This is a genomic window from Mesorhizobium caraganae (assembly GCF_016836705.1).
Classification (GTDB): Bacteria; Pseudomonadota; Alphaproteobacteria; order Rhizobiales; family Rhizobiaceae; genus Mesorhizobium; species Mesorhizobium caraganae.
Genome location: NZ_JAFCGY010000005.1, coordinates 102,406 through 121,054 on the forward strand (window position 1 = coordinate 102,406; position 18,649 = coordinate 121,054).

At 63.5% G+C, this 18,649-nt stretch carries 14 protein-coding genes; 9 read left to right on the plus strand and 5 right to left on the minus strand.

Annotated features, from left to right (window positions below):
• The first annotated feature begins 91 nt into the window (after positions 1–91).
• Positions 92–1,873 carry an outer membrane beta-barrel protein gene (locus JQK88_RS13770; protein WP_203278580.1) on the plus strand — a complete coding sequence of 594 codons (1,782 nt, stop codon included), beginning with the start codon at positions 92–94 and terminating at the stop codon, positions 1,871–1,873.
• Here JQK88_RS13770 and galU read toward each other — a convergent pair whose 3' ends face one another.
• Complete coding sequence (gene galU, locus JQK88_RS13775) at positions 1,874–2,779, minus strand: UTP--glucose-1-phosphate uridylyltransferase GalU (RefSeq protein ID WP_192254541.1); 906 nt, start codon at positions 2,777–2,779, stop codon at positions 1,874–1,876.
• A 207-nt stretch (positions 2,780–2,986) separates the two neighbouring features.
• Here galU and JQK88_RS13780 point away from each other — a divergent pair, with 207 nt between their 5' ends.
• On the plus strand, positions 2,987–4,210 hold the full coding sequence (locus JQK88_RS13780; protein WP_192254543.1) for a lytic murein transglycosylase: 1,224 nt from the start codon (positions 2,987–2,989) through the stop codon (positions 4,208–4,210).
• Positions 4,211–4,313: 103 nt separating this feature from the next.
• Complete coding sequence (locus JQK88_RS13785) at positions 4,314–5,519, plus strand: SGNH/GDSL hydrolase family protein (protein WP_203278581.1); 1,206 nt, start codon at positions 4,314–4,316, stop codon at positions 5,517–5,519.
• On the opposite strand, the gene JQK88_RS13790 is transcribed toward JQK88_RS13785, so the two are convergent.
• Positions 5,516–6,970, minus strand: coding sequence for a glutamate synthase subunit beta (locus tag JQK88_RS13790; RefSeq protein ID WP_203278582.1), 1,455 nt, complete (start codon positions 6,968–6,970; stop codon positions 5,516–5,518). The genes JQK88_RS13785 and JQK88_RS13790 overlap by 4 nt on opposite strands.
• 141 nt (positions 6,971–7,111) lie before the next feature.
• Positions 7,112–11,860, minus strand: coding sequence for a glutamate synthase large subunit (gene gltB / locus JQK88_RS13795; protein ID WP_203278583.1), 4,749 nt, complete (start codon positions 11,858–11,860; stop codon positions 7,112–7,114).
• A gap of 497 nt (positions 11,861–12,357) precedes the next feature.
• Here gltB and JQK88_RS13800 point away from each other — a divergent pair, with 497 nt between their 5' ends.
• Positions 12,358–13,407 (plus strand): threonine aldolase family protein, encoded by a 1,050-nt coding sequence (locus JQK88_RS13800; RefSeq protein WP_203278584.1) that lies wholly within the window; start codon positions 12,358–12,360, stop codon positions 13,405–13,407.
• Between the two features lie 8 nt (positions 13,408–13,415).
• Positions 13,416–14,312, plus strand: a complete 897-nt coding sequence (locus tag JQK88_RS13805; RefSeq protein ID WP_192254554.1) for an MBL fold metallo-hydrolase — start codon at positions 13,416–13,418, stop codon at positions 14,310–14,312.
• Here the strand turns inward: JQK88_RS13805 and JQK88_RS13810 are convergent.
• Together JQK88_RS13810 and JQK88_RS13815 are read right to left on the minus strand one after the other, a co-directional pair.
• Positions 14,309–15,061: a sulfite exporter TauE/SafE family protein gene (locus tag JQK88_RS13810; protein WP_192254556.1), complete on the minus strand. Its 753-nt coding sequence runs from the start codon at positions 15,059–15,061 to the stop codon at positions 14,309–14,311. The two genes, JQK88_RS13805 and JQK88_RS13810, sit on opposite strands and share 4 nt — an antisense overlap.
• A 175-nt stretch (positions 15,062–15,236) precedes the next feature.
• Complete coding sequence (locus tag JQK88_RS13815) at positions 15,237–15,704, minus strand: Hsp20 family protein (protein ID WP_203278585.1); 468 nt, start codon at positions 15,702–15,704, stop codon at positions 15,237–15,239.
• A gap of 461 nt (positions 15,705–16,165) precedes the next feature.
• On the opposite strand from JQK88_RS13815, the gene JQK88_RS13820 reads away from it, so the two are divergent.
• From JQK88_RS13820 to JQK88_RS13835, 4 genes are all read left to right on the plus strand, one after another.
• Complete coding sequence (locus JQK88_RS13820) at positions 16,166–17,125, plus strand: alpha/beta fold hydrolase (protein ID WP_203278586.1); 960 nt, start codon at positions 16,166–16,168, stop codon at positions 17,123–17,125.
• A gap of 172 nt (positions 17,126–17,297) precedes the next feature.
• On the plus strand, positions 17,298–17,468 hold the full coding sequence (locus JQK88_RS13825; protein ID WP_181057448.1) for a hypothetical protein: 171 nt from the start codon (positions 17,298–17,300) through the stop codon (positions 17,466–17,468).
• A gap of 3 nt (positions 17,469–17,471) precedes the next feature.
• The gene (locus tag JQK88_RS13830) at positions 17,472–17,708 is read left to right on the plus strand and encodes a DUF1127 domain-containing protein (protein ID WP_203278587.1); all 237 of its coding nucleotides are present in this window, start codon (positions 17,472–17,474) and stop codon (positions 17,706–17,708) included.
• Positions 17,709–17,818: 110 nt separating this feature from the next.
• Positions 17,819–18,649: a helix-turn-helix transcriptional regulator gene (locus JQK88_RS13835; RefSeq protein ID WP_203278588.1), complete on the plus strand. Its 831-nt coding sequence runs from the start codon at positions 17,819–17,821 to the stop codon at positions 18,647–18,649.

Below are 18,649 nucleotides of genomic sequence, written 5' to 3' on the forward strand. Positions count from 1 at the left end.
TCTGACAGGCACCCCTTCAACCCTCCGTTAACCATCCCCGTTTACGGTTCGGTAAGTATGGCGCGCTTGCGCCGCGCAAGCAGTGGTGACGATGTCGCGGGCCCATCCTGAAAAGAAAAAAGGTCGAACGGGCAAAGCCTTTTGCGCTCTGCTCTTGGCGACGAGCATGCTCGCTCTGCTGCGGCCAACTGCGCTTCATGCCCAGGAAACCGAGCTGCGCGGTGAAGTCTCGGAATCGGCGATCCTGTCCGACCAGCAGCGCCGGGCCAGGCAATTGAGCAAGGCCAACACGCAGGTCAAGCCGGTTCCTGCCAACACCGCCCCCACGGAGAACACGCCAACCGCCTATGTGCCGGCCAGCGATGGCGCCTTGCCGGACGACACCGACCCGTCACAAGCCGGCGCAAACAGCATTTTCGACCCGCCGCAAGCCACCGACGATTCGTTCGCCGACCAACCGCCAACCGTCCAGCCACGCCGGCCGTCGACGGCAAAACAGCGCGCCGTCGCTGCGGACAAGACCAAGGACAAAACCAAGGCTGCCGACAAGAAGAAGCCTGGCCAGGCCACGGACTCGACCACGACCGGAACAACGCCGACCGACACGACGACAGACGACACCGAGCAGGATACGGCCAACCGCCGTGCCCTCACCGTCGATAGCGTCGACCGGCAGAAGCTCGATCCCGGCGCCGAGCGCACCGATGCCATCGAGGGTCAGAAGAAGAAGCCAGAGGACGCTCCGTACGCGGCAACCGGGATCAAGGTCGGCTCCTTCCTGCTCCGGCCGACGCTGGAGCAGGGCGTTACCGTCACGTCGAACGCCGATTCCAGCAGCGGCGGCAAGTCGGCGGTGCTGTCCGAAACGGCGCTGCGTTTCTCTGCCGCCTCCGACTGGCGCGAGAATTCGGCTGTCATCGACGGCTACGGCAACTTCCGCAACACCATTTCGGGCCAGAAGATCAACGAGGGGCGCGGTCGTATCGAAGGCACGCTCAATGCCGACCTCGACAATGAACTGCGCGCCATCGCCAAACTCGGCTACGAGATTGCGCCGGAATCGGCGTCCTCGCCCGACGCCATTGCCGGCGTCACCGCGCAGCCGATACGCCAGACCGTCGACGGCAGCCTCGCCGTCAAGAAGGATGTCGGCAAGCTCCGCTTCGCGCTGACCGGCGCGGTCTCCCACGATATCTATGGCGACGCGAAGCTGACGGACGGCACCGTGTTGTCACAGAAGGATCGCGATTCCACCCTTTACACCGCGACCTTGCGCACCGGTTACGAGATCTCGCCCGCCATCACGCCTTTCGCCGAAGTCGAAGTCGGCCGACGCGCCTATGATCTGCGCGTCGATTCAAGCGGCTTTGAACGGTCGTCGACGCGGCTTGGCGCGCGCGCCGGTGTCGAAGTGGACATGGGCGAGAAACTGGCCGGCGAATTCTCCGCCGGCTGGCTCCGGGAAGCGATCGACGACAACCGGCTGGAGGCGAATTCGGGGGCGTCGGTGAATGCCGACCTTAAATGGTCGCCCGAACGCGGCACCATCATCGGCCTGACCGCGCAGACCATGATCGAAGACACGACGACCGCGAATGAGAGCGGCGACCTCCTCTATTCAGGCCGCCTCACCGGCGAACGGCAGATCCGCGCCGACCTGACCGGCAACGCCGCCCTTGGCCTCGACTGGCGCGACTACACCGGCTCCGACGGGCATGACCTGACGCTGAGCGCCGAGGCCGGGCTGACATGGTGGCTGAACCGCTATGTCGGCCTCACCAGCCGCGCCCGCACCGAAAAGCTGACCAGCAATCTGCCCGGGCGCAACTACACCGCCAACAGCGTCTATTTGGGGCTGAAATTGCAGCGTTAGCTAGAAGGCGGCGCCGCGGCGCTCGGACGGCTTCATCTCGTCGAGCAGCGTGCGGATGACGCCGGCCATGTTCTCGTTCATGTCGCTGCGCCACAGCGCGAAGGCGACATTGGCTTCGACGAATCCTTCCGGCGAGCCGCAATCGAATGTGCGGCCCTGATAGTGGTAGCCAAAGAACGGCTGCTGCTTTTCCAGCTTCAGCATCGCGTCGGTGAGCTGGATCTCATTGCCGGCGCCCTTTTCCTGGCTTTCGAGGATCGTGAAGATCTCGGGCTGCAGGATGTAGCGGCCGTTGATGTAGAGATTGGACGGCGCGGTGCCGGTCTTTGGCTTTTCGACCATCTCGGTGATGCGGAAGCCGTGATGCGTGTCCTCGCCGCGGCCGACAATGCCATATTTGTGGGTTTCGGCCGGATCGCATTCCTGCACGGCGATGATGTTGTTGCCGGTCTCCTCATAGAGTTCGACCATGGCCTTCATGCAGCTCTTTTCCGACTGCATGATCATGTCGGGCAGCAAGAGCGCGAACGGCTCATCGCCGACCAGTTCGCGCGCGCACCAGACGGCGTGGCCGAGGCCCATCGGCACCTGCTGGCGGGTGAACGAGGTCTGCCCCGGCGCCGGCTGCAGCCGCTGCAGGCGGGCCAGCTGCTCGTCCTTGCCGCGCTGCGCAAGTGTGTCGTAGAGCTCGAACTGGATATCGAAATGGTCCTCGATGACCGCCTTGTTGCGGCCGGTGACGAAGATGAAATGTTCGATGCCGGCCTCGCGCGCCTCATCGACGACATACTGGATGACCGGCCGGTCGACGACGGTCAGCATTTCCTTCGGGATGGCCTTGGTGGCCGGGAGGAACCGCGTGCCGAGACCGGCGACCGGGAAAACTGCCTTGCGAACTCGCTTCATGCGTCAATTATCCGTTTGATTGCCTGCTCCGCAATCCCGTTTCGAGACATTTTCACGCCGAAATCGAGGATTACGAGCTGCTGGTGAGAACTTCCAGTGCCTAAAACATCGACATGTCTTTTCGTTCCAGGCGCCGCCTATGGTAAACTAATTCCTAACCCGGTTCGGCGATGAATGGTCTTTCCTGAGATTGTGAAGGAGGAAAAGATGTCCGTTCGCAGTGCCGCAAAACGCTTTACCAGCGTCCTGACGGCGGCCAGCCTCTCGCTCGCCTTGCTGATGCCGGCCGGACCGGCCTTTGCCGATGCCGGTTTCCGGCAATGGGTCGCCGGCTTCCGCGCCACCGCCGTGGCGGGCGGTGTTTCCGGCGCGGTCTACGACCAGGCGTTCCGCGGCATCAACGAACCCGACCCGGTGGTGCTGGAAAAGGCCCGTACCCAGCCTGAGTTCAGCGCGCCCGCCTGGGACTATTTCGACAACCGCGTCCATGATCAGTCCGTTGCGGTAGGCCAGCAGATGGCCAAGAAATGGAAGCCGTGGCTGGACCGGATCGAAGCGAGGTTCGGCGTCGATCGCTACATCCTGCTCGCCATCTGGTCGATGGAATCGAACTATGGCGAGATCCTCAAGCGCGACGACATCATGCGCAATGTCATCCGCTCGCTGGCGACGCTCGCCTATGGCGACCCGAAGCGGTCGAAATTCGCCCGCACCCAACTGGTCGCCGCGCTAAAAATCCTGCAGACCGGCGACATCGACGAAAGCCACCTGATGGGCTCCTGGGCCGGTGCCATGGGCCAGACCCAGTTCATCCCGACCAGCTATCAGCATTATGCCGTCGACATGGACGGCAACGGCAAGCGTGACATCTGGAATTCGATCCCCGATGCGCTGGCGACATCAGCCAATCTGCTGAAGAAGAATGGCTGGCAAGGCGGCAAGACCTGGGGCTATGAGGTCACCATTCCGGCCGGCAAACTGCCAGCTGGCTCGAAGACGCTGGCGCAGTGGCAGGCGCTCGGCGTCGCTAGGGCCAATGGCAAGCCGTTCAGGAACGCAACCGACAAGGCGACGCTGAAAGTGCCGGACGGCCGCGGCGGACCGGCCTTCCTGATGATCAAGAACTTCTCCGTCATCAAGGCCTACAACAACGCCGACAAATATGCCCTCGCCGTCGGCCTTCTTGCCGACGAAATCGCCGGCTCTACTGGTCTGGTGCAGGACTGGAAGCGGCCTTTCACCAAGCTGTCCTTCGAGGAAAGGCAGGAGTTGCAGAAACGGCTTTCGCAGCACGGGCTTTACGACGGCAAGTTCGACGGCAAGATCGGTGACGGCACGAAAACCGCCATCATGACCTATCAGGCAAAGGTCGGCTTGACCCAGGACGGGTATCCGAGCATGGAAGTGCTCAAATGGCTCAGAAAGAAATAGGGCCAGCTGCGGTGCCGCGCATTTGTGACGCGCAAGGGACGCTGTAGCATCGATCTGCGCATGATCCCTGCGAGGGTCATGCACAAAGGGATGGAGAGGGAGCTTGGTTTCGGCAGCGCGTATCCGTGTGATCGTTTTCCGCTTGCCGATCCTCGTTCTGGCCATCGTTGTCCTGGCGACGGGAGTCGCCGGCACTTTCCACACACCGGCTTTGGCGCAGGAACAGCCGCAGAGCCGCGGCTGGTCGCTGCGCGACCTGTTGTTCCCGCGCCGCAGCGAACGCATCGAGCCGCCGCTCGATATCCGAAAGGCGAAGCCGAAGGTCAAGAAAAAGCCCCGTGCGCCCGTTGAACCTGCCGTTCCGATTGTCGAGAAGGCGCCGGATTCCCGCGTCATCCTGGTGATCGGCGATTTCATGGCGAGCGGCCTTGCCGAGGGCCTCGACACCGCCTTTGCCGCCAACCCCGCCATCAGGATCGTCGAGCGCGCCAACGGCTCGTCAGGCTTCGTGCGTGATGACGTCTACAACTGGCCCGAACAGGTCAAATCGCTGATCGAGACGGAGAAGCCGGCAGCGGTCGTCGTCATGCTCGGCTCCAACGACCGCCAGCAGATGCGCGTCAACGACGTGCGCGAGCAGCCGCGTTCCGAGAACTGGACCAAGGAATACGAGCGCCGGACCGAGGCATTCGGCAAGGCGCTGGCGTCGACCAAAGTGCCGTATCTGTGGGTCGGCATGCCGGCCTTCAAGGCGCCGAAGATGACCTCCGACATGCTGGCCTTCAACGACATCTACCATTCGGCCGCCGAGAAGAACGGCGGCGAATTCGTCGATGTCTGGGACGGGTTCGTCGACGAGAACGGCGCCTTCGTCTCGACCGGCCCCGACATGAACGGCCAAGCCGTGCGGCTGCGCTCCGACGACGGCATCAACGTCTCGAAGGCCGGCAAGCGCAAGCTCGCCTTCTACACCGAAAAACCGCTGGCCAAGATACTCGGCCTGGCAGCACCGGGAAGCGTGGTAACGGCTGCCGCACCCGCCGGTGCCCCGGTCGAGGCGCCGTCCCTGCCCGCCGCCCCCATCGTGGTCGACCGCACGGTGCCGATGCTGCTCAACGATCCGGCGCTCGACGGCGGTACCGAACTTCTCGGCGCCGCGGCGACGCCGAAGGCCAATCCGCAGCTGCCTGGCGAAAAGTTGATCCTCGAAGGCAAGGCCCCCGAGGCGTCACCCGGCCGCGCCGACGATTTCTCCTGGCCGCCGAAGGCCGCTGCCGCGACTGATACGACGACGGCGATCAACCGTTAGCGAGGCAACACCGTCGACCCCATCAGCGCTTCGTCGATCGAGCGCGCCGCCTGGCGGCCCTCCCGGATCGCCCACACCACCAACGACTGGCCCCGGCGCACATCACCGGCGGCAAAAAGCTTGTCGACGCTGGTCTTGTAGTCGCGATCGTTGGCTTCGACATTCCTGGAACGCCGCCTGTCGGTCGTGATCTTCATCTGACCGTCCAGCTCCTTCGCCACGCCCACGGCAGCCGGTCCGGCAAAGCCGATGGCGATGAAGGCGAGATCGGCGCGGATGACGAATTCGGTGCCGGCGATCGGCTTGCGCTTCTCGTCGACCTCGCAGCACTTCACACCGGTCAGCTGGCCATCTTCGCCGATGAATTCGAGCGTCGCCACCTGGAATTCGCGCTCCGCACCTTCGGCCTGCGACGACGACGTCCGCATCTTCGTCGCCCAGTAGGGCCAGACCGCGAGCTTGTCTTCCTTTTCCGGCGGCTGCGGGCGGATGTCGAGCTGGGTGACGCGCACCGCGCCCTGGCGGAAGGCCGTGCCGACGCAGTCGGACGCGGTATCACCGCCGCCGACGACGACGACATGCTGGCCGCCGGCGATGATCGGATGCGACGGCCATGCCACCGACTGGATCGGCTCGCCGCCGACCCGGCGGTTCTGCTGCACCAGATAGGGCATGGCATCATAGACGCCGCCGAGATCGTCGCCCGGAATGTTTGCCGGACGCGGCGATTCCGAACCGCCGCAATAGAGCACCGCATCATATTCGGCGAGCAGCTCTGCCACGGGCTTGTCGACACCGACATTGACGCCGCAATGGAAGGTCACGCCCTCGCCCTGCATCTGCTCGATGCGGCGGTCGATATAGTGCTTCTCGATCTTGAAGTCGGGAATGCCATAACGCATCAGCCCGCCGGGGCGGCTCTCACGCTCGTAGACACTGACCTCGTGCCCGGCGCGGCCGAGTTGCTGCGCCGCAGCCATGCCGGCCGGGCCGGAGCCGATGACGGCGACCCGCTTGCCGGTCTTCTTCTCTGGCGGATAGGGCCGGATATGGCCGGTCTCGTAAGCCTTGTCGGCGATTGCCTGCTCGACCGTCTTGATAGCGACCGGAATGTCCTCGAGGTTCAGCGTGCAGGCTTCCTCGCAAGGCGCGGGGCAGATGCGGCCGGTGAATTCGGGGAAATTGTTGGTCGAATGCAGGTTGCGGATCGCATTGTCCCAGTCGCCATTATAGACGAGATCGTTCCAGTCCGGGATCTGGTTGTGGATCGGGCAACCGGTCGGCCCGTGGCAGAACGGGATGCCGCAATCCATGCAGCGCGCGGCCTGTTTCTCGACCTCCTTGTCCGACATCGGCAGCGTGAACTCGCGAAAATGCCGGATGCGGTCGGAGGCCGGCTGGTACTTGTGCACCTGCCGGTCGATTTCGAGAAAGCCTGTTACCTTGCCCATAGTCCAGTTCCTGCTGTCCAGATGGTGCGGGTTCGCCGCACCCGTTAACCCCTTGAGGCAGCCATGGCAACCTTGCGTCGGAGGTCAAACTGTCGCTGAAAGTTCCGGGAAGCCTGGGCTTCCCGGCAAGTTCTCAAAAGCCTATTCCGCCGCCACGCCCATGCGCATGCGTTCCATCTCGATCAGCGCACGGCGGTATTCGACCGGCATGATCTTGCGGAATTTCGGCCGGAATGTCGTCCAGTCGTCGAGGATCTCGCGGCCGCGTACCGAACCCGTAAAATGGACGTGGTTCGAGATCAGCTGGTAGAGCCGCTCCTCGTCATGGCTGGTCATGTCGCCGGAGACGTCGACGCGGCCCTTGTGGTCGAGGTCGCCGCCATGGTGCAGCAGCCTCTCCATCAGATCGTCTTCTTCCGGCACCGGCTCCAGCTCGACCATCGCCATGTTGCAGCGCGCGGCGAAATCGCCGGCTTCGTCCAGCACATAGGCGACCCCGCCCGACATGCCGGCGGCGAAGTTGCGGCCGGTCTGGCCGATGACGACGACGATGCCGCCGGTCATGTACTCGCAGCCATGGTCGCCGACACCTTCGACGACGGCGGCCACGCCCGAATTGCGCACCGCGAAGCGTTCGCCGGCGACACCGGCGAAATAGGCCTCGCCCTCGGTGGCGCCATAGAGCACCGTATTGCCGACGATGATCGATTCAGCCGCGACGATCTTGGATTCTTCCGGCGGCCGGATGACGATGCGTCCGCCCGACAGGCCCTTGCCGACATAGTCGTTGGCGGCGCCGACAAGCTCGAATGAAATGCCGCGCGCCAGGAAGGCGCCGAAGGACTGGCCGGCAGTGCCGGTCAGCTTCACCTGGATCGTGTCTTCGCGCAGGCCCTTGTGCCTGAAACGCTTGGCCACTTCGCCCGACAGCATGGCGCCGGTCGAACGGTCGACATTGCGGATGTCGACCTCGATCTTGACCGGCTGCTTGGTCTCGAGCGCGGGCTTGGCCAGTTCGATCAGCTTGCGGTCGAGCACATCGTCGATCGGGTGCTTCTGCCGCTCGGTCCAGTGCACCGCTTCATGCGGCGCGTCCGGCTTGAAGAACATCTTGCCGAAATCGAGCCCGCGCGCCTTCCAGTGCTGGATCATCTCGCGCTTTTCCAGAAGGTCGCTATCGCCGATGATCTGGTCGATATGGGTGTAGCCCATCTCGGCGAGCAGCCCTCTCACCTCTTCCGCCACATAGAAGAAGAAGTTGATGACATGCTCGGGCGTGCCCTTGAAGCGCTTGCGCAGCACCGGGTCCTGCGTCGCGACGCCGACCGGGCAGGTGTTGAGATGGCACTTGCGCATCATGATGCAGCCGGCCGCGATCAGCGGCGCGGTCGAGAAGCCGAACTCGTCGGCGCCGAGCAGCGCACCGATGATGACGTCGCGCCCGGTACGCAAGCCGCCGTCAACCTGCAGCGCGACGCGCGAGCGCAGCCCGTTCAGCACCAGCGTCTGGTGCGTCTCGGCAAGGCCCATTTCCCACGGGCTGCCGGCGTGCTTGAGCGAGGTCAGCGGCGATGCACCAGTGCCGCCATCATAGCCCGAGATGGTGATGTGGTCGGCGCGCGCCTTGGCGACGCCGGCCGCAACCGTACCGACGCCGACTTCCGAGACCAGTTTGACCGAGACGTCGGCGGCCGGATTGACGTTCTTCAGGTCGTAGATCAGCTGCGCCAGATCCTCGATCGAATAGATGTCGTGATGCGGCGGCGGCGAGATCAGGCCGACGCCGGGCGTCGAGTGCCGGACCTTGGCGATTGTCGCGTCGACCTTGTGGCCGGGAAGCTGGCCGCCCTCGCCTGGCTTGGCGCCCTGCGCGACCTTGATCTGCATGACATCGGAATTGACGAGATACTCGGCCGTCACGCCGAACCGCCCCGAAGCGACCTGCTTGATCGCCGAACGTTCGGGGTTCTTGCCGCCGCCGGGCAGCGGCAGATAACGGTCGGCCTCTTCGCCGCCCTCGCCGGTGTTCGACTTGCCGCCGATCTGGTTCATGGCGCGCGCCAGCGTGGTATGCGCTTCGCGCGAGATCGAGCCGAACGACATAGCCCCGGTCGAGAAGCGCTTGACGATGTCGGCCGCCGACATCACGTCCTCCATCGCGACCTTCTTGCGGCCGGTCTCCTCCGCCAGCTTGATCCTGAACAGGCCGCGAATGGTCTGGGCACGGGCCGTCTCGCTGTCGATCTGCGCCGAGTATTCCTTGAACGTATCCCATGAGCCCTGACGCACGGCGTGCTGCAAGGTGGCGACCGCGTCTGGCGACCACATATGGGCTTCGCCGCGCATGCGGTACATGTATTCGCCGCCGACCTCGAGACTGTTGCGCAGCACCGGATCGTTGCCGAAGCCGTCGGTGTGGCGGCTGAGCGTCTCGGCCGCGACCTCGTCCAGGCCCACACCTTCGATCAGCGTCGCGGTGCCGGTGAAGTACTTCTCGACGAAATCCGACTTCAGCCCGATGGCGTCGAAGATCTGCGCGCCGCAATAGGACTGGTAGGTCGAGATGCCCATCTTGGACATCACCTTAAGGATGCCCTTGCCGATCGACTTGATGTAGCGCGAGACGACTTCGTACGCGTCGACCTCCGCCGGCAGTTCGCCGCGCTTGTGCATGTCGAGCAGCGTGTCGAAGGCGAGGTACGGATTGATCGCCTCGGCGCCATAGCCGGCGAGGCAGCAGAAATGATGCACTTCGCGCGGCTCGCCGGATTCGACGACCAGACCGACCGCGGTGCGCAGGCCCTTGCGGATCAGGTGGTGATGCACCGCCGCCGTCGCCAGCAATGCCGGGATGGCGATGCGGTCCGGACCGACCTGCCGGTCCGACAGAATGATGATGTTGTAGCCGCCGGCGACAGCTGCTTCCGCCCGCTCGCACAGACGTTCGACGGCGCCCTGCATGCCGGCCGCGCCCTCGCTCGACCCATAGGTGATATCGATCGTCTTGGTGTCGAAACGGTCCTCGGTGTGGCCGATGGAGCGGATCTTTTCCAGATCGCCATTGGTCAGGATCGGCTGGCGCACTTCAAGCCGCTTGCGGCGCGAATTGCCGACCAGATCGAAGATGTTCGGCCGCGGCCCGATGAACGACACCAGGCTCATCACCAACTCCTCGCGGATCGGGTCGATCGGCGGGTTGGTGACCTGGGCGAAGTTCTGCTTGAAATAGGTGTAGAGCAGCTTCGACTTGTCCGACATCGCCGAGATCGGCGTGTCGGTGCCCATCGAACCCACGGCTTCCTGGCCGGTGGTCGCCATCGGCGACATCAACAGCTTGGTGTCTTCCTGACTGTAGCCGAACGCCTGCTGGCGATCGAGCAGGCTGACATCTTTGCGCAGCGCGCGCGGTTCAACCGGCTTCAGATCCTCCAGGATCAGCTGCGTGTTGTTGAGCCAGGTCTTGTAGGGGTGCCTGGTCGCGATCTCCGACTTGATCTCCTCGTCGGAAATGATGCGGCCCTTGGCGAGGTCGATCAGAAGCATGCGGCCGGGCTGCAGCCGCCACTTCTTGACGATCTTTTCCTCCGGCACCGGCAGCACGCCGGCTTCCGAGGCCATGATGACGCGGTCGTCGTCGGTGACGATATAGCGCGCCGGGCGTAGTCCGTTGCGGTCGAGGGTGGCGCCGATCTGGCGGCCATCGGTAAAGGCGACCGCGGCCGGCCCATCCCATGGCTCCATCAGGGCTGCATGGTATTCGTAGAAAGCCTTGCGGTCGGCATCCATGAGCTTGTTGCCGGCCCAGGCTTCCGGGATCAGCATCATCATGGCGTGGCTGAGGCTGTAGCCGCCCTGGAACAGGAATTCGAGCGCATTGTCGAAGCACGCAGTGTCGGACTGGCCGTCATAGGAGATCGGCCACAGCTTCGAGATGTTGTTGCCGAACAGTTCGGAATCGACCGAGGCCTGGCGCGCCGCCATCCAGTTGTTGTTGCCGCGCACAGTGTTGATCTCACCATTATGCGCGACCATGCGGTAGGGATGCGCCAGCTTCCACGACGGGAAGGTGTTGGTCGAGAAGCGCTGGTGGACGAGGATCAGCGCCGTCTCGAAACGCGGATCCGACAGATCCTTGTAGTAGGCGCCGACCTGATAGGCCAGGAACATGCCCTTGTAGACGATGGTGCGTGCCGACAGCGACACGCAGTAGGCGCCGATATCCCTGTTGTCGTTCTCGGCGTAGATGCGGCCGGAAATGACCTTGCGCAGCAGGTACAGCCTGGCCTCGTATTCCTCGTCGTCGGGAATGTCGGCCGTGCGGCCGATAAAGACCTGGCGATGGAACGGTTCGGATGCCGCGATATCGGGCGCCTTCGACAGCGACGAATTGTCGACCGGCACGTCACGGAAACCGAGCAGCGGCAGCCCCTCGGACTGCGCCGATTCGGCGATGATGTCTTCGACATGAGCGCGCAGTGCAGCTTCCTGCGGCATGAACCAGTGGCCGACGCCGTATTGGCCCGCCGCCGGCAGTTCGACGCCCTGGGCCGCCATCTCCTCGCGGAAGAAGCGGTCCGGAATCTGCACCAGCACGCCGGCGCCGTCGCCCATCAGCGGATCGGCGCCAACGGCGCCGCGATGCGTCAGGTTTTCGAGCACGAACAGCCCGTCCTTGACGATCTGGTGCGACTTGACGTTCTTCATGTTGACGATGAAGCCGACGCCGCAGGCGTCATGCTCGTTGCGCGGATCATAGAGACCCTGCGCGGCCATACCATTGGTGGTTCGGCCGCCATTGGTCAGGCCAGTGGTAATGGATGGATTTTTAACGGCTGCCGCTTTCGTCTGCGCGGCCTGGCCGGTAATCGCAGATGGCGTCAGTTCCGTCATCGTCCTGTCCTCCGTTCCGGCCCCTGGCACTTCTTGCGTTTGGGGCGCTGGTCTACCTTGGGAAGCGACTGGCTTCCGCTCTCATTCTTGCGGCACGTCTTGCGAAATCCTTGGCGAACCGAGCGATGCGCCGCCGGCTCGTATCCGGTATCGTACAGGCCACAGCCGAGCCGTCTACCCGTCGCTCGCGGCAACGGCCGGAGTGGCCCAAATGATACGCCAATCCAGCCTGACGTGTGCGACAAAATAAGACAGCACTACTGTCCTAAATTTTTATGGCAGAAATCCCGGGCACACACAAGACCGATTCACAAAAATCTTGGACGTTTGGCGACAGAAAATTACGCGACGCGCGCTCGAAACGAAAACTTCGGTCCCTGCACGCCTTCGTGATCGGCCGCTGGCTTTACCGCTTTTTCAGCCCTTGGCCCTTGCGCGTCAAACCCTGAAGCGGCCATGGTCGCGCTCCTTTTCGCAAACAGCCATGGACTTTCCGAATGTTCTTTGCATCCGACAACTGGGCGGGCGTCCATCCCGATATCTCGGCCAACCTGACCCGCCATGCTGCCGGCATCGCCACCGCCTATGGCGATGGCGACCTCGACCGCGCCATCTACAAGCGCTTCAACGAGATTTTCGAGCGCGAGGTCGCGGTCTTCTTCGTTGCCACCGGCACGGCGGCCAACGCGCTGTCCATGGCGTCGTTGAACCGGATCGGCGGCGTCGCCTTCTGCCATGCGGAAGCGCATATGAATGTCGATGAATTCGGCGCCGCGGGTTTTTACACCGGCGGCGCGCGCATGTCGCCCGTCCCCGGACCTCTGGGGCGCATCAATCCGCAGGCGCTCGACCGGGCCATCAAGCGCTATTCGCAGGATCTCGTCCCTGCCGGCCAGCCGATGGCGGTGACAATCACCCAGGCGACCGAAGTCGGCACCGTTTACACCGTCGACGACGTCAAAGCTGTCTCGGAGGTGGCTCGCCGTCACAAGCTGCCGCTGCACATGGACGGTGCGCGCTTCGCCAATGCCGTTGCGGCGACAGAAGTCAGCCCAGCGGAAATGACCTGGAAGAGCGGTGTCGACATCATCTCCTTCGGCGGCACCAAGAATGGCTGCTGGATGGCCGACGCGGTCGTCGTCCTCAATCCCGATGTGGCGGGCGACCTGCGCCTGCTTCGTCAGCGCGCCGGGCAGACCTTCTCCAAGGCGCGCTTCATCTCGGCCCAGTTCGAGGCCTATTTTGCCGACGATCTGTGGCTGAGGATGGCGCGCCACGCCAATGCGATGGCCGCAAGGCTGGCCGCGGCGATCGAGGACGCGCCGTCCGGCCGGCTGGCCTGGCTGCCGCAGGCCAATGAAGTGTTTGCCATTCTCGACCGCAGCAAGGCGGAAAAAATGCAAGGCGACGGCGCCAAATTCTACGAATGGGGCGTGCCGCAAAGTTTCGACGGCCACCTCGGCGACAATGAAGCGATCTACCGCTTTGTCGCCAGCTTCGCCACGACCACCGAAGAGGTGGACCACCTCGGCCACATGATCGCCTGAGCTTTCCGATGACCAGACCACCCCTCGGCTCAACCATGCGGCTGCTTCGCCCGGCGCCAAACGTGCTGGGCTTCTACGATGGCCGCATCGACGGCGTTCGTGCCTGGTCGGACGAGCCGAACTGGCTGGACGACGGCGCCTATGCCCTCGGGATCTGCACCTATGCGATCGTCGACGGGCCACAGGCGCTTGTCTACGACACGCATATTTCGCTGCCCCATGCGCGCACTATCAGGCAGACGCTCGAAGACATGGGCGTCAGCTCGATCCGGGTCGTGCTCAGCCATTGGCATGACGATCATATTGCTGGCAACGAGGTGTTTCAGGATTGCGAAATTATCGCCAATAGGCTCACCGCCTCGGCGCTGGCGAACAACCGGGCCGAGATCGAAGGCGGCGTTCCGCCGATCAAGCCGCTCGTGCTGCCGAACAGGACCTTCGAAGGCAGTCTTGACCTCACGGCTGGGTCGATCGCCGTCGAGTTGCGCCAGGTCGAAATCCACAGCCATGACGGCACGGTGCTGTTCATGCCCGAAACCGGCCTGCTTCTGCCAGGCGACACACTCGAGGATCCGATCACCTATGTCAGCGAGGCGGATCGTCTGGCGCAACATCTGGTCGATCTCGAACGCATGGCCGGCTGGCCGATAGACCGCATCCTGCCCAATCACGGTTCGCTCGAAGCGATAGAACGAGGCGGCTACGACAAAGGCCTCCTCGCCGCCACGCAAGCCTACGTTCAAAAACTGCTCCGCTGCCGGCACGAGCCCGATCTGGCGAAGCAGGATTTGAAAACCTTCGGCGCCGACATGTTCGCCACCGGTGCGGTAGAGTACTTCGCGCTATACGAACCCGTTCATCGGCAAAACGTCGAGGCCGTGCTCGCAACCGGCACTGGCCGCTAGGCCAAGAAAGGCCGCACCAACAACTCCAGGCCAAGCAGGATCAAAAAAATCAGGAACCAGCGCCGGAAGGTCGCCGGGCTGATCCGCTGCCGCAGCAACTGTCCCAGCCACATGCCGAGCAGCGCCGGCAGGACCGCCAGCGACGACATCGCGATATGCTCGACCTGGAAGGCGCCATGCGAGGCAAGGCCGGCGGCAAGCGCGATGGTCGATACGGTAAAGGAAAGACCGAGCGCCTGGATCAGGTCCTCGCGGTTCAACCCCAATGCCTGGATGTAGGGCACCGCAGGGACGACGAACACGCCGGTGCCGCCGGTAACGAGGCCGGTAAGAAAACCGACAATGGGCGACGACCACCGTTCGGCCGACATCGGGACCGTCAATTGCCGCGCCAGCAGCGTATAGACGGCATAGACGATCAGCGCGGCACCGAGGCCGGCGGTCGTCCATTTGACGTTGTCGCTGGCGAGCAGCCATGAGCCGGCCAACGTGCCGGTGACGATGCCGATCATCATCAGCCATAGCCGCTTGAGGATCGAGGCAAAGCTCGGTCCGGCGAACAGCTGCCAGAAGTTGGTGACGAAGGAGGGCACGATCAGCAGCGAGGCCGCGGCGACCGGCGGCATGATGGTGCCGAGCAGGCCCATTGCCAGCGTCGGCAGGCCCATGCCGGTAACGCCCTTGACGAGGCCGGCGAGCAGGAAGGTGACGGCAACGGTGGCTGTCAGTGTCAGCGAGAAATCAGACATCGCCCTTCATGGGAAGACGGCGCCTATTCCAAAAGAGCCAGAACTCCCGGTTCTGGTTGACACAGATTCCGCGCAACAAAAAAGCGGCGCCTCGCGGCGCCGCTTTCGTCTCGGGAGGAGACGCTTCTATTTCTGGGCGTTACTACGTCCCTTGGGCGTGACGCCGCCGTCTTGATTACGCGGCGTTCTTGGCCTCGATCTGCTTGGCCTTCTCGGAGCTCGCGGTAATCGCGATCTTGCGCGGCTTCAGCTCCTCGGGGATGTTGCGCGTGAGATCGACGAAGAGCAGGCCATTCTTCAGCGTGGCGCCAACGACCTCGACATGGTCGGCGAGCTGGAAGCGGCGCTCGAACGAACGCGAGGCAATGCCGCGATAGAGCAGCTCGGAGCCTTCGCCATTGCCGTCTTCCTTGCGCTCACCCTTGACGGTCAGCACGTTGCGGTGGGCTTCGATCGAGATCTCTTCATCCGAAAAGCCGGCAACCGCCATCGAGATGCGATAGGCGTTCTCGCCGGTGCGCTCGATATTGTAGGGCGGATAGGTCTGCGCGCCATCGGGCTGGGCCAGCGAGTCGAGCATCGTGAACAGGCGGTCGAAGCCTACGGTCGAGCGATAGAGCGGGGAAAAATCAACGTGACGCATGAGGTGTTCTCCTGTTGAGCAACATGGTTTGCGTGTGGCCGTTACGAAACCCTGAAAAAGGCGTTCCGGGTGGACCAGCAGCCCCAACATCGGCGGCTGCATACAACATTTGGGGAGCGCAAAAGCGCATTTCAAGGATTTTTGAACAGCTGTGAATTGAGGCGTCGATGAACGGCAGATGAACCGCCGCTTCGGCGCCCGTTCAGCCGGCCGGCGCTAGAGTGCATCAAGATAGAGAACCAGGCGGCGCCGAACGAAGGCGCCGCGACGAGGCCGAACCGGGTGCAACGTCCCTTCCTCCCGGATCGACAGAGGCCGGAAGCACGCCGCCGCAGGCTGCTTCCGGCCTTACTCGCTGTTCATCCGCCCCCTTGGCGCCCCTCCCTTTGCTTTTCATCCATTGGCGTCTATCACCATGCCGACGCCCTGCCGGGCGAGACACCACCAAACGCAAGCGCCGAATGACGGACCTCTTCCACCCCACGCCAGGCAACCCGCCGCCGCAAAATGTCGCCGGCGGCTTCTTCACCACGCGCGACGGCAAGAAGATCCGCTACGGCCTTTTTGCCGCGGTCACCCGGCCGCTGAAGGGCACGGTCGTCCTGCTGCCCGGCCGCAACGAGTGCATCGAGAAATATTTCGAGACCATCCGCGACCTTACCGATCGCGGCCTTGGCGTCGCCACGCTCGACTGGCGCGGCCAGGGCGGTTCGGACCGGCTGATCCGTGACCGGCAACGCGGCTATGTCCGCTCCTTCTACGACTACACCGGCGACCTTGAACAGTTCTTCGAGGACATCGTGCTGCCCGACTGCCGCGGCCCGTACTACATCCTCGCCCATTCGGCCGGAGCCGTGATTGCGCTGCTCGCCGCGCCGTCGATGGTCAACCGGGTGCGCCGCATGGTGCTGATCGCGCCATTCCTGACGGTGCCCGATTTTCCGCTGTCTGTAAAAACGGTGCGCCGCGTCTGCTCGCTCTTGTGCTTTCTCGGCCTTGGCCGGCTCTATGCTGCCTGGGGGCCTAGACCCAGGCAGACCCTGCCCTTTGCCGTCAACAAAGTGACATCGGACCCTGAGCGCTATCAGCGCAACACGAAAATCTACGAGGACTATCCACAATTGGCGCTCGGCGGCCCGACGATCCGCTGGCTGCGGGCCGCCATCAAGGCAAGCGAAGCCATCAGCGAGCCGGACTTCATGGCGAAGATTCAGGTCCCCCTCCTCATGATCGCCGCCGGCGCCGATCAGGTCGTCTCGACCAAGGCCGTGGAAGCCTACACCAGGCGTCTGCGCGTCGGCTCGCTGCTGATGATCGATGGCGCCAAGCACGAGATCCTGCAGGAAGCCGATGTCTATCGCGAGCAGTTGCTCGCCGCCTTCGACGCCTTCATTCCAGGCCAGGACGACCCCACTGCCTGATGCCGCCAGCGCCGCAGGTTGCGACGCCTTGAGCTTACGCCTGTTGACAGCCTTCTGTCAGGAGGACCGCCCGGCAGCGCCAGCCGCACGCAAAGAGCTAAAGATTCTGACAGCCGGTGCCGCACCGGAATGCTCATCTCCACATAGAACTGAACGTCAAGGAGATGACATCATGACCGAGAAAACCTGCGCTGCCTGCGATTGCCAGCTGGACGCCAATCCGATCCGCGTCAAGGTCGGCGGCAAGACCGTCGAGGTCTGCTGCGAGGAATGCGCGATTGCACTGAACGAAGCCGGCGCCTCGGTGGCCGGCGCCTCAGTGGTCGGCAACGGGGAGGCATGATCGATGCGCCCCGATCATGCAACGATAGTGCACCTGGCACAGGCACCCACAACCCAATCCGCGACCTTCTGGCGGTCCTTGCGAACACAAGGCATCGCGGTGGCCAATTGGGTCGGCCGTCAGTTGGAGAGACGTCGAAGCCGGCTAGCCTTGCTCGAAATGACCGACGAACAGCTCAAGGACATTGGCCTGTCGCGCGGAGAGGCCCACACGGAATATATGCGCCGCTTGTGGGACTGAGCCGGGCTGTTTGCGAAAACTCTGACAGGTGAAGTCTCCTGACAGGTCTGGGGCAGGCCGATCGCCTAAAGTACTGGAACAACTTTCGGCGCAAGGGGTACGCAACGGCCATGTCGCAGTTCACGGTACAGATGCTCCTGGACACCGGTACCGTCAGGGTAAGGGACGTCGTCTGCAGCGGCGAATGCCGGCACAAGAGCGAAGAGGAATGCACCGCCGCCACCCATCTGGTGTTTCCCTATCGCGGTGTCTTCGTGCGCCATGTCGGCCGCAACGATGCGGTCGCCGAAGCCAACCAGCTGCTGTTCTTCAATGAGGCGGAACCCTACCGGATCAGCCACCCGGTCGAGGGTGGCGATTCCTGCCTCGATCTCGTCATCGAGGAGGCGCAACTGCAGGAACTGACGCCGAAGGAGCAGCTGCGCTCGGGCAGTGCGCTGTCGTTTCGCCGCCAGCGCCGCCGCATCGACCCGCGGGCCCAGGCGCTGGTGGCAGTGCTGCGCCACAGCCTGAGCCGCAACATTGCCGAAACGCTGGAGGCCGAAACCCTGGCGCTGACGCTGGTGCGGCGCTCTCTCGGCGAATGCACCTCGCATGCCGCAGGTGCCAGCGCCGGCCGGCAGAAGCTGGTCGACCGCGCCAATCTCGTCCTGTCCTCGGATCTGTCGCGGCGCTGGACGCTGACCGAGATTGCCGCTGAAGTCGGCGTCTCGCCGGTTTATCTCACACAAGTGTTCCAGCAGGTCGAGGCGATGCCGCTCTACCGCTATCATCTTCGCCTGCGCCTGGCGCGTGCGCTCGACCTTCTTGGCCGCTACGACAATCTGACGACGCTCAGCCTGGACCTAGGCTTCTCCAGCCACAGCCATTTCAGTTCGTCATTCAGGCAGGTCTATGGACGAACGCCGGCGGAATTCCAGCGGTCGATCAAGCCGCGTTGA

Coding starts and splice junctions, on each gene's coding strand:
- JQK88_RS13835 (WP_203278588.1), top strand. CDS start 17,819: ATGTCGCAGTTCACGGTACAGATGCTCCTGGACACCGGTACCGTCAGG.
- JQK88_RS13805 (WP_192254554.1), top strand. CDS start 13,416: ATGACCAGACCACCCCTCGGCTCAACCATGCGGCTGCTTCGCCCGGCG.
- JQK88_RS13770 (WP_203278580.1), top strand. CDS start 92: ATGTCGCGGGCCCATCCTGAAAAGAAAAAAGGTCGAACGGGCAAAGCC.
- JQK88_RS13790 (WP_203278582.1), bottom strand. CDS start 6,970: ATGGGCAAGGTAACAGGCTTTCTCGAAATCGACCGGCAGGTGCACAAG.
- JQK88_RS13780 (WP_192254543.1), top strand. CDS start 2,987: ATGTCCGTTCGCAGTGCCGCAAAACGCTTTACCAGCGTCCTGACGGCG.
- JQK88_RS13830 (WP_203278587.1), top strand. CDS start 17,472: ATGCGCCCCGATCATGCAACGATAGTGCACCTGGCACAGGCACCCACA.
- JQK88_RS13810 (WP_192254556.1), bottom strand. CDS start 15,061: ATGTCTGATTTCTCGCTGACACTGACAGCCACCGTTGCCGTCACCTTC.
- galU (WP_192254541.1), bottom strand. CDS start 2,779: ATGAAGCGAGTTCGCAAGGCAGTTTTCCCGGTCGCCGGTCTCGGCACG.
- JQK88_RS13820 (WP_203278586.1), top strand. CDS start 16,166: ATGACGGACCTCTTCCACCCCACGCCAGGCAACCCGCCGCCGCAAAAT.
- JQK88_RS13825 (WP_181057448.1), top strand. CDS start 17,298: ATGACCGAGAAAACCTGCGCTGCCTGCGATTGCCAGCTGGACGCCAAT.
- JQK88_RS13800 (WP_203278584.1), top strand. CDS start 12,358: ATGTTCTTTGCATCCGACAACTGGGCGGGCGTCCATCCCGATATCTCG.
- JQK88_RS13815 (WP_203278585.1), bottom strand. CDS start 15,704: ATGCGTCACGTTGATTTTTCCCCGCTCTATCGCTCGACCGTAGGCTTC.
- gltB (WP_203278583.1), bottom strand. CDS start 11,860: ATGACGGAACTGACGCCATCTGCGATTACCGGCCAGGCCGCGCAGACG.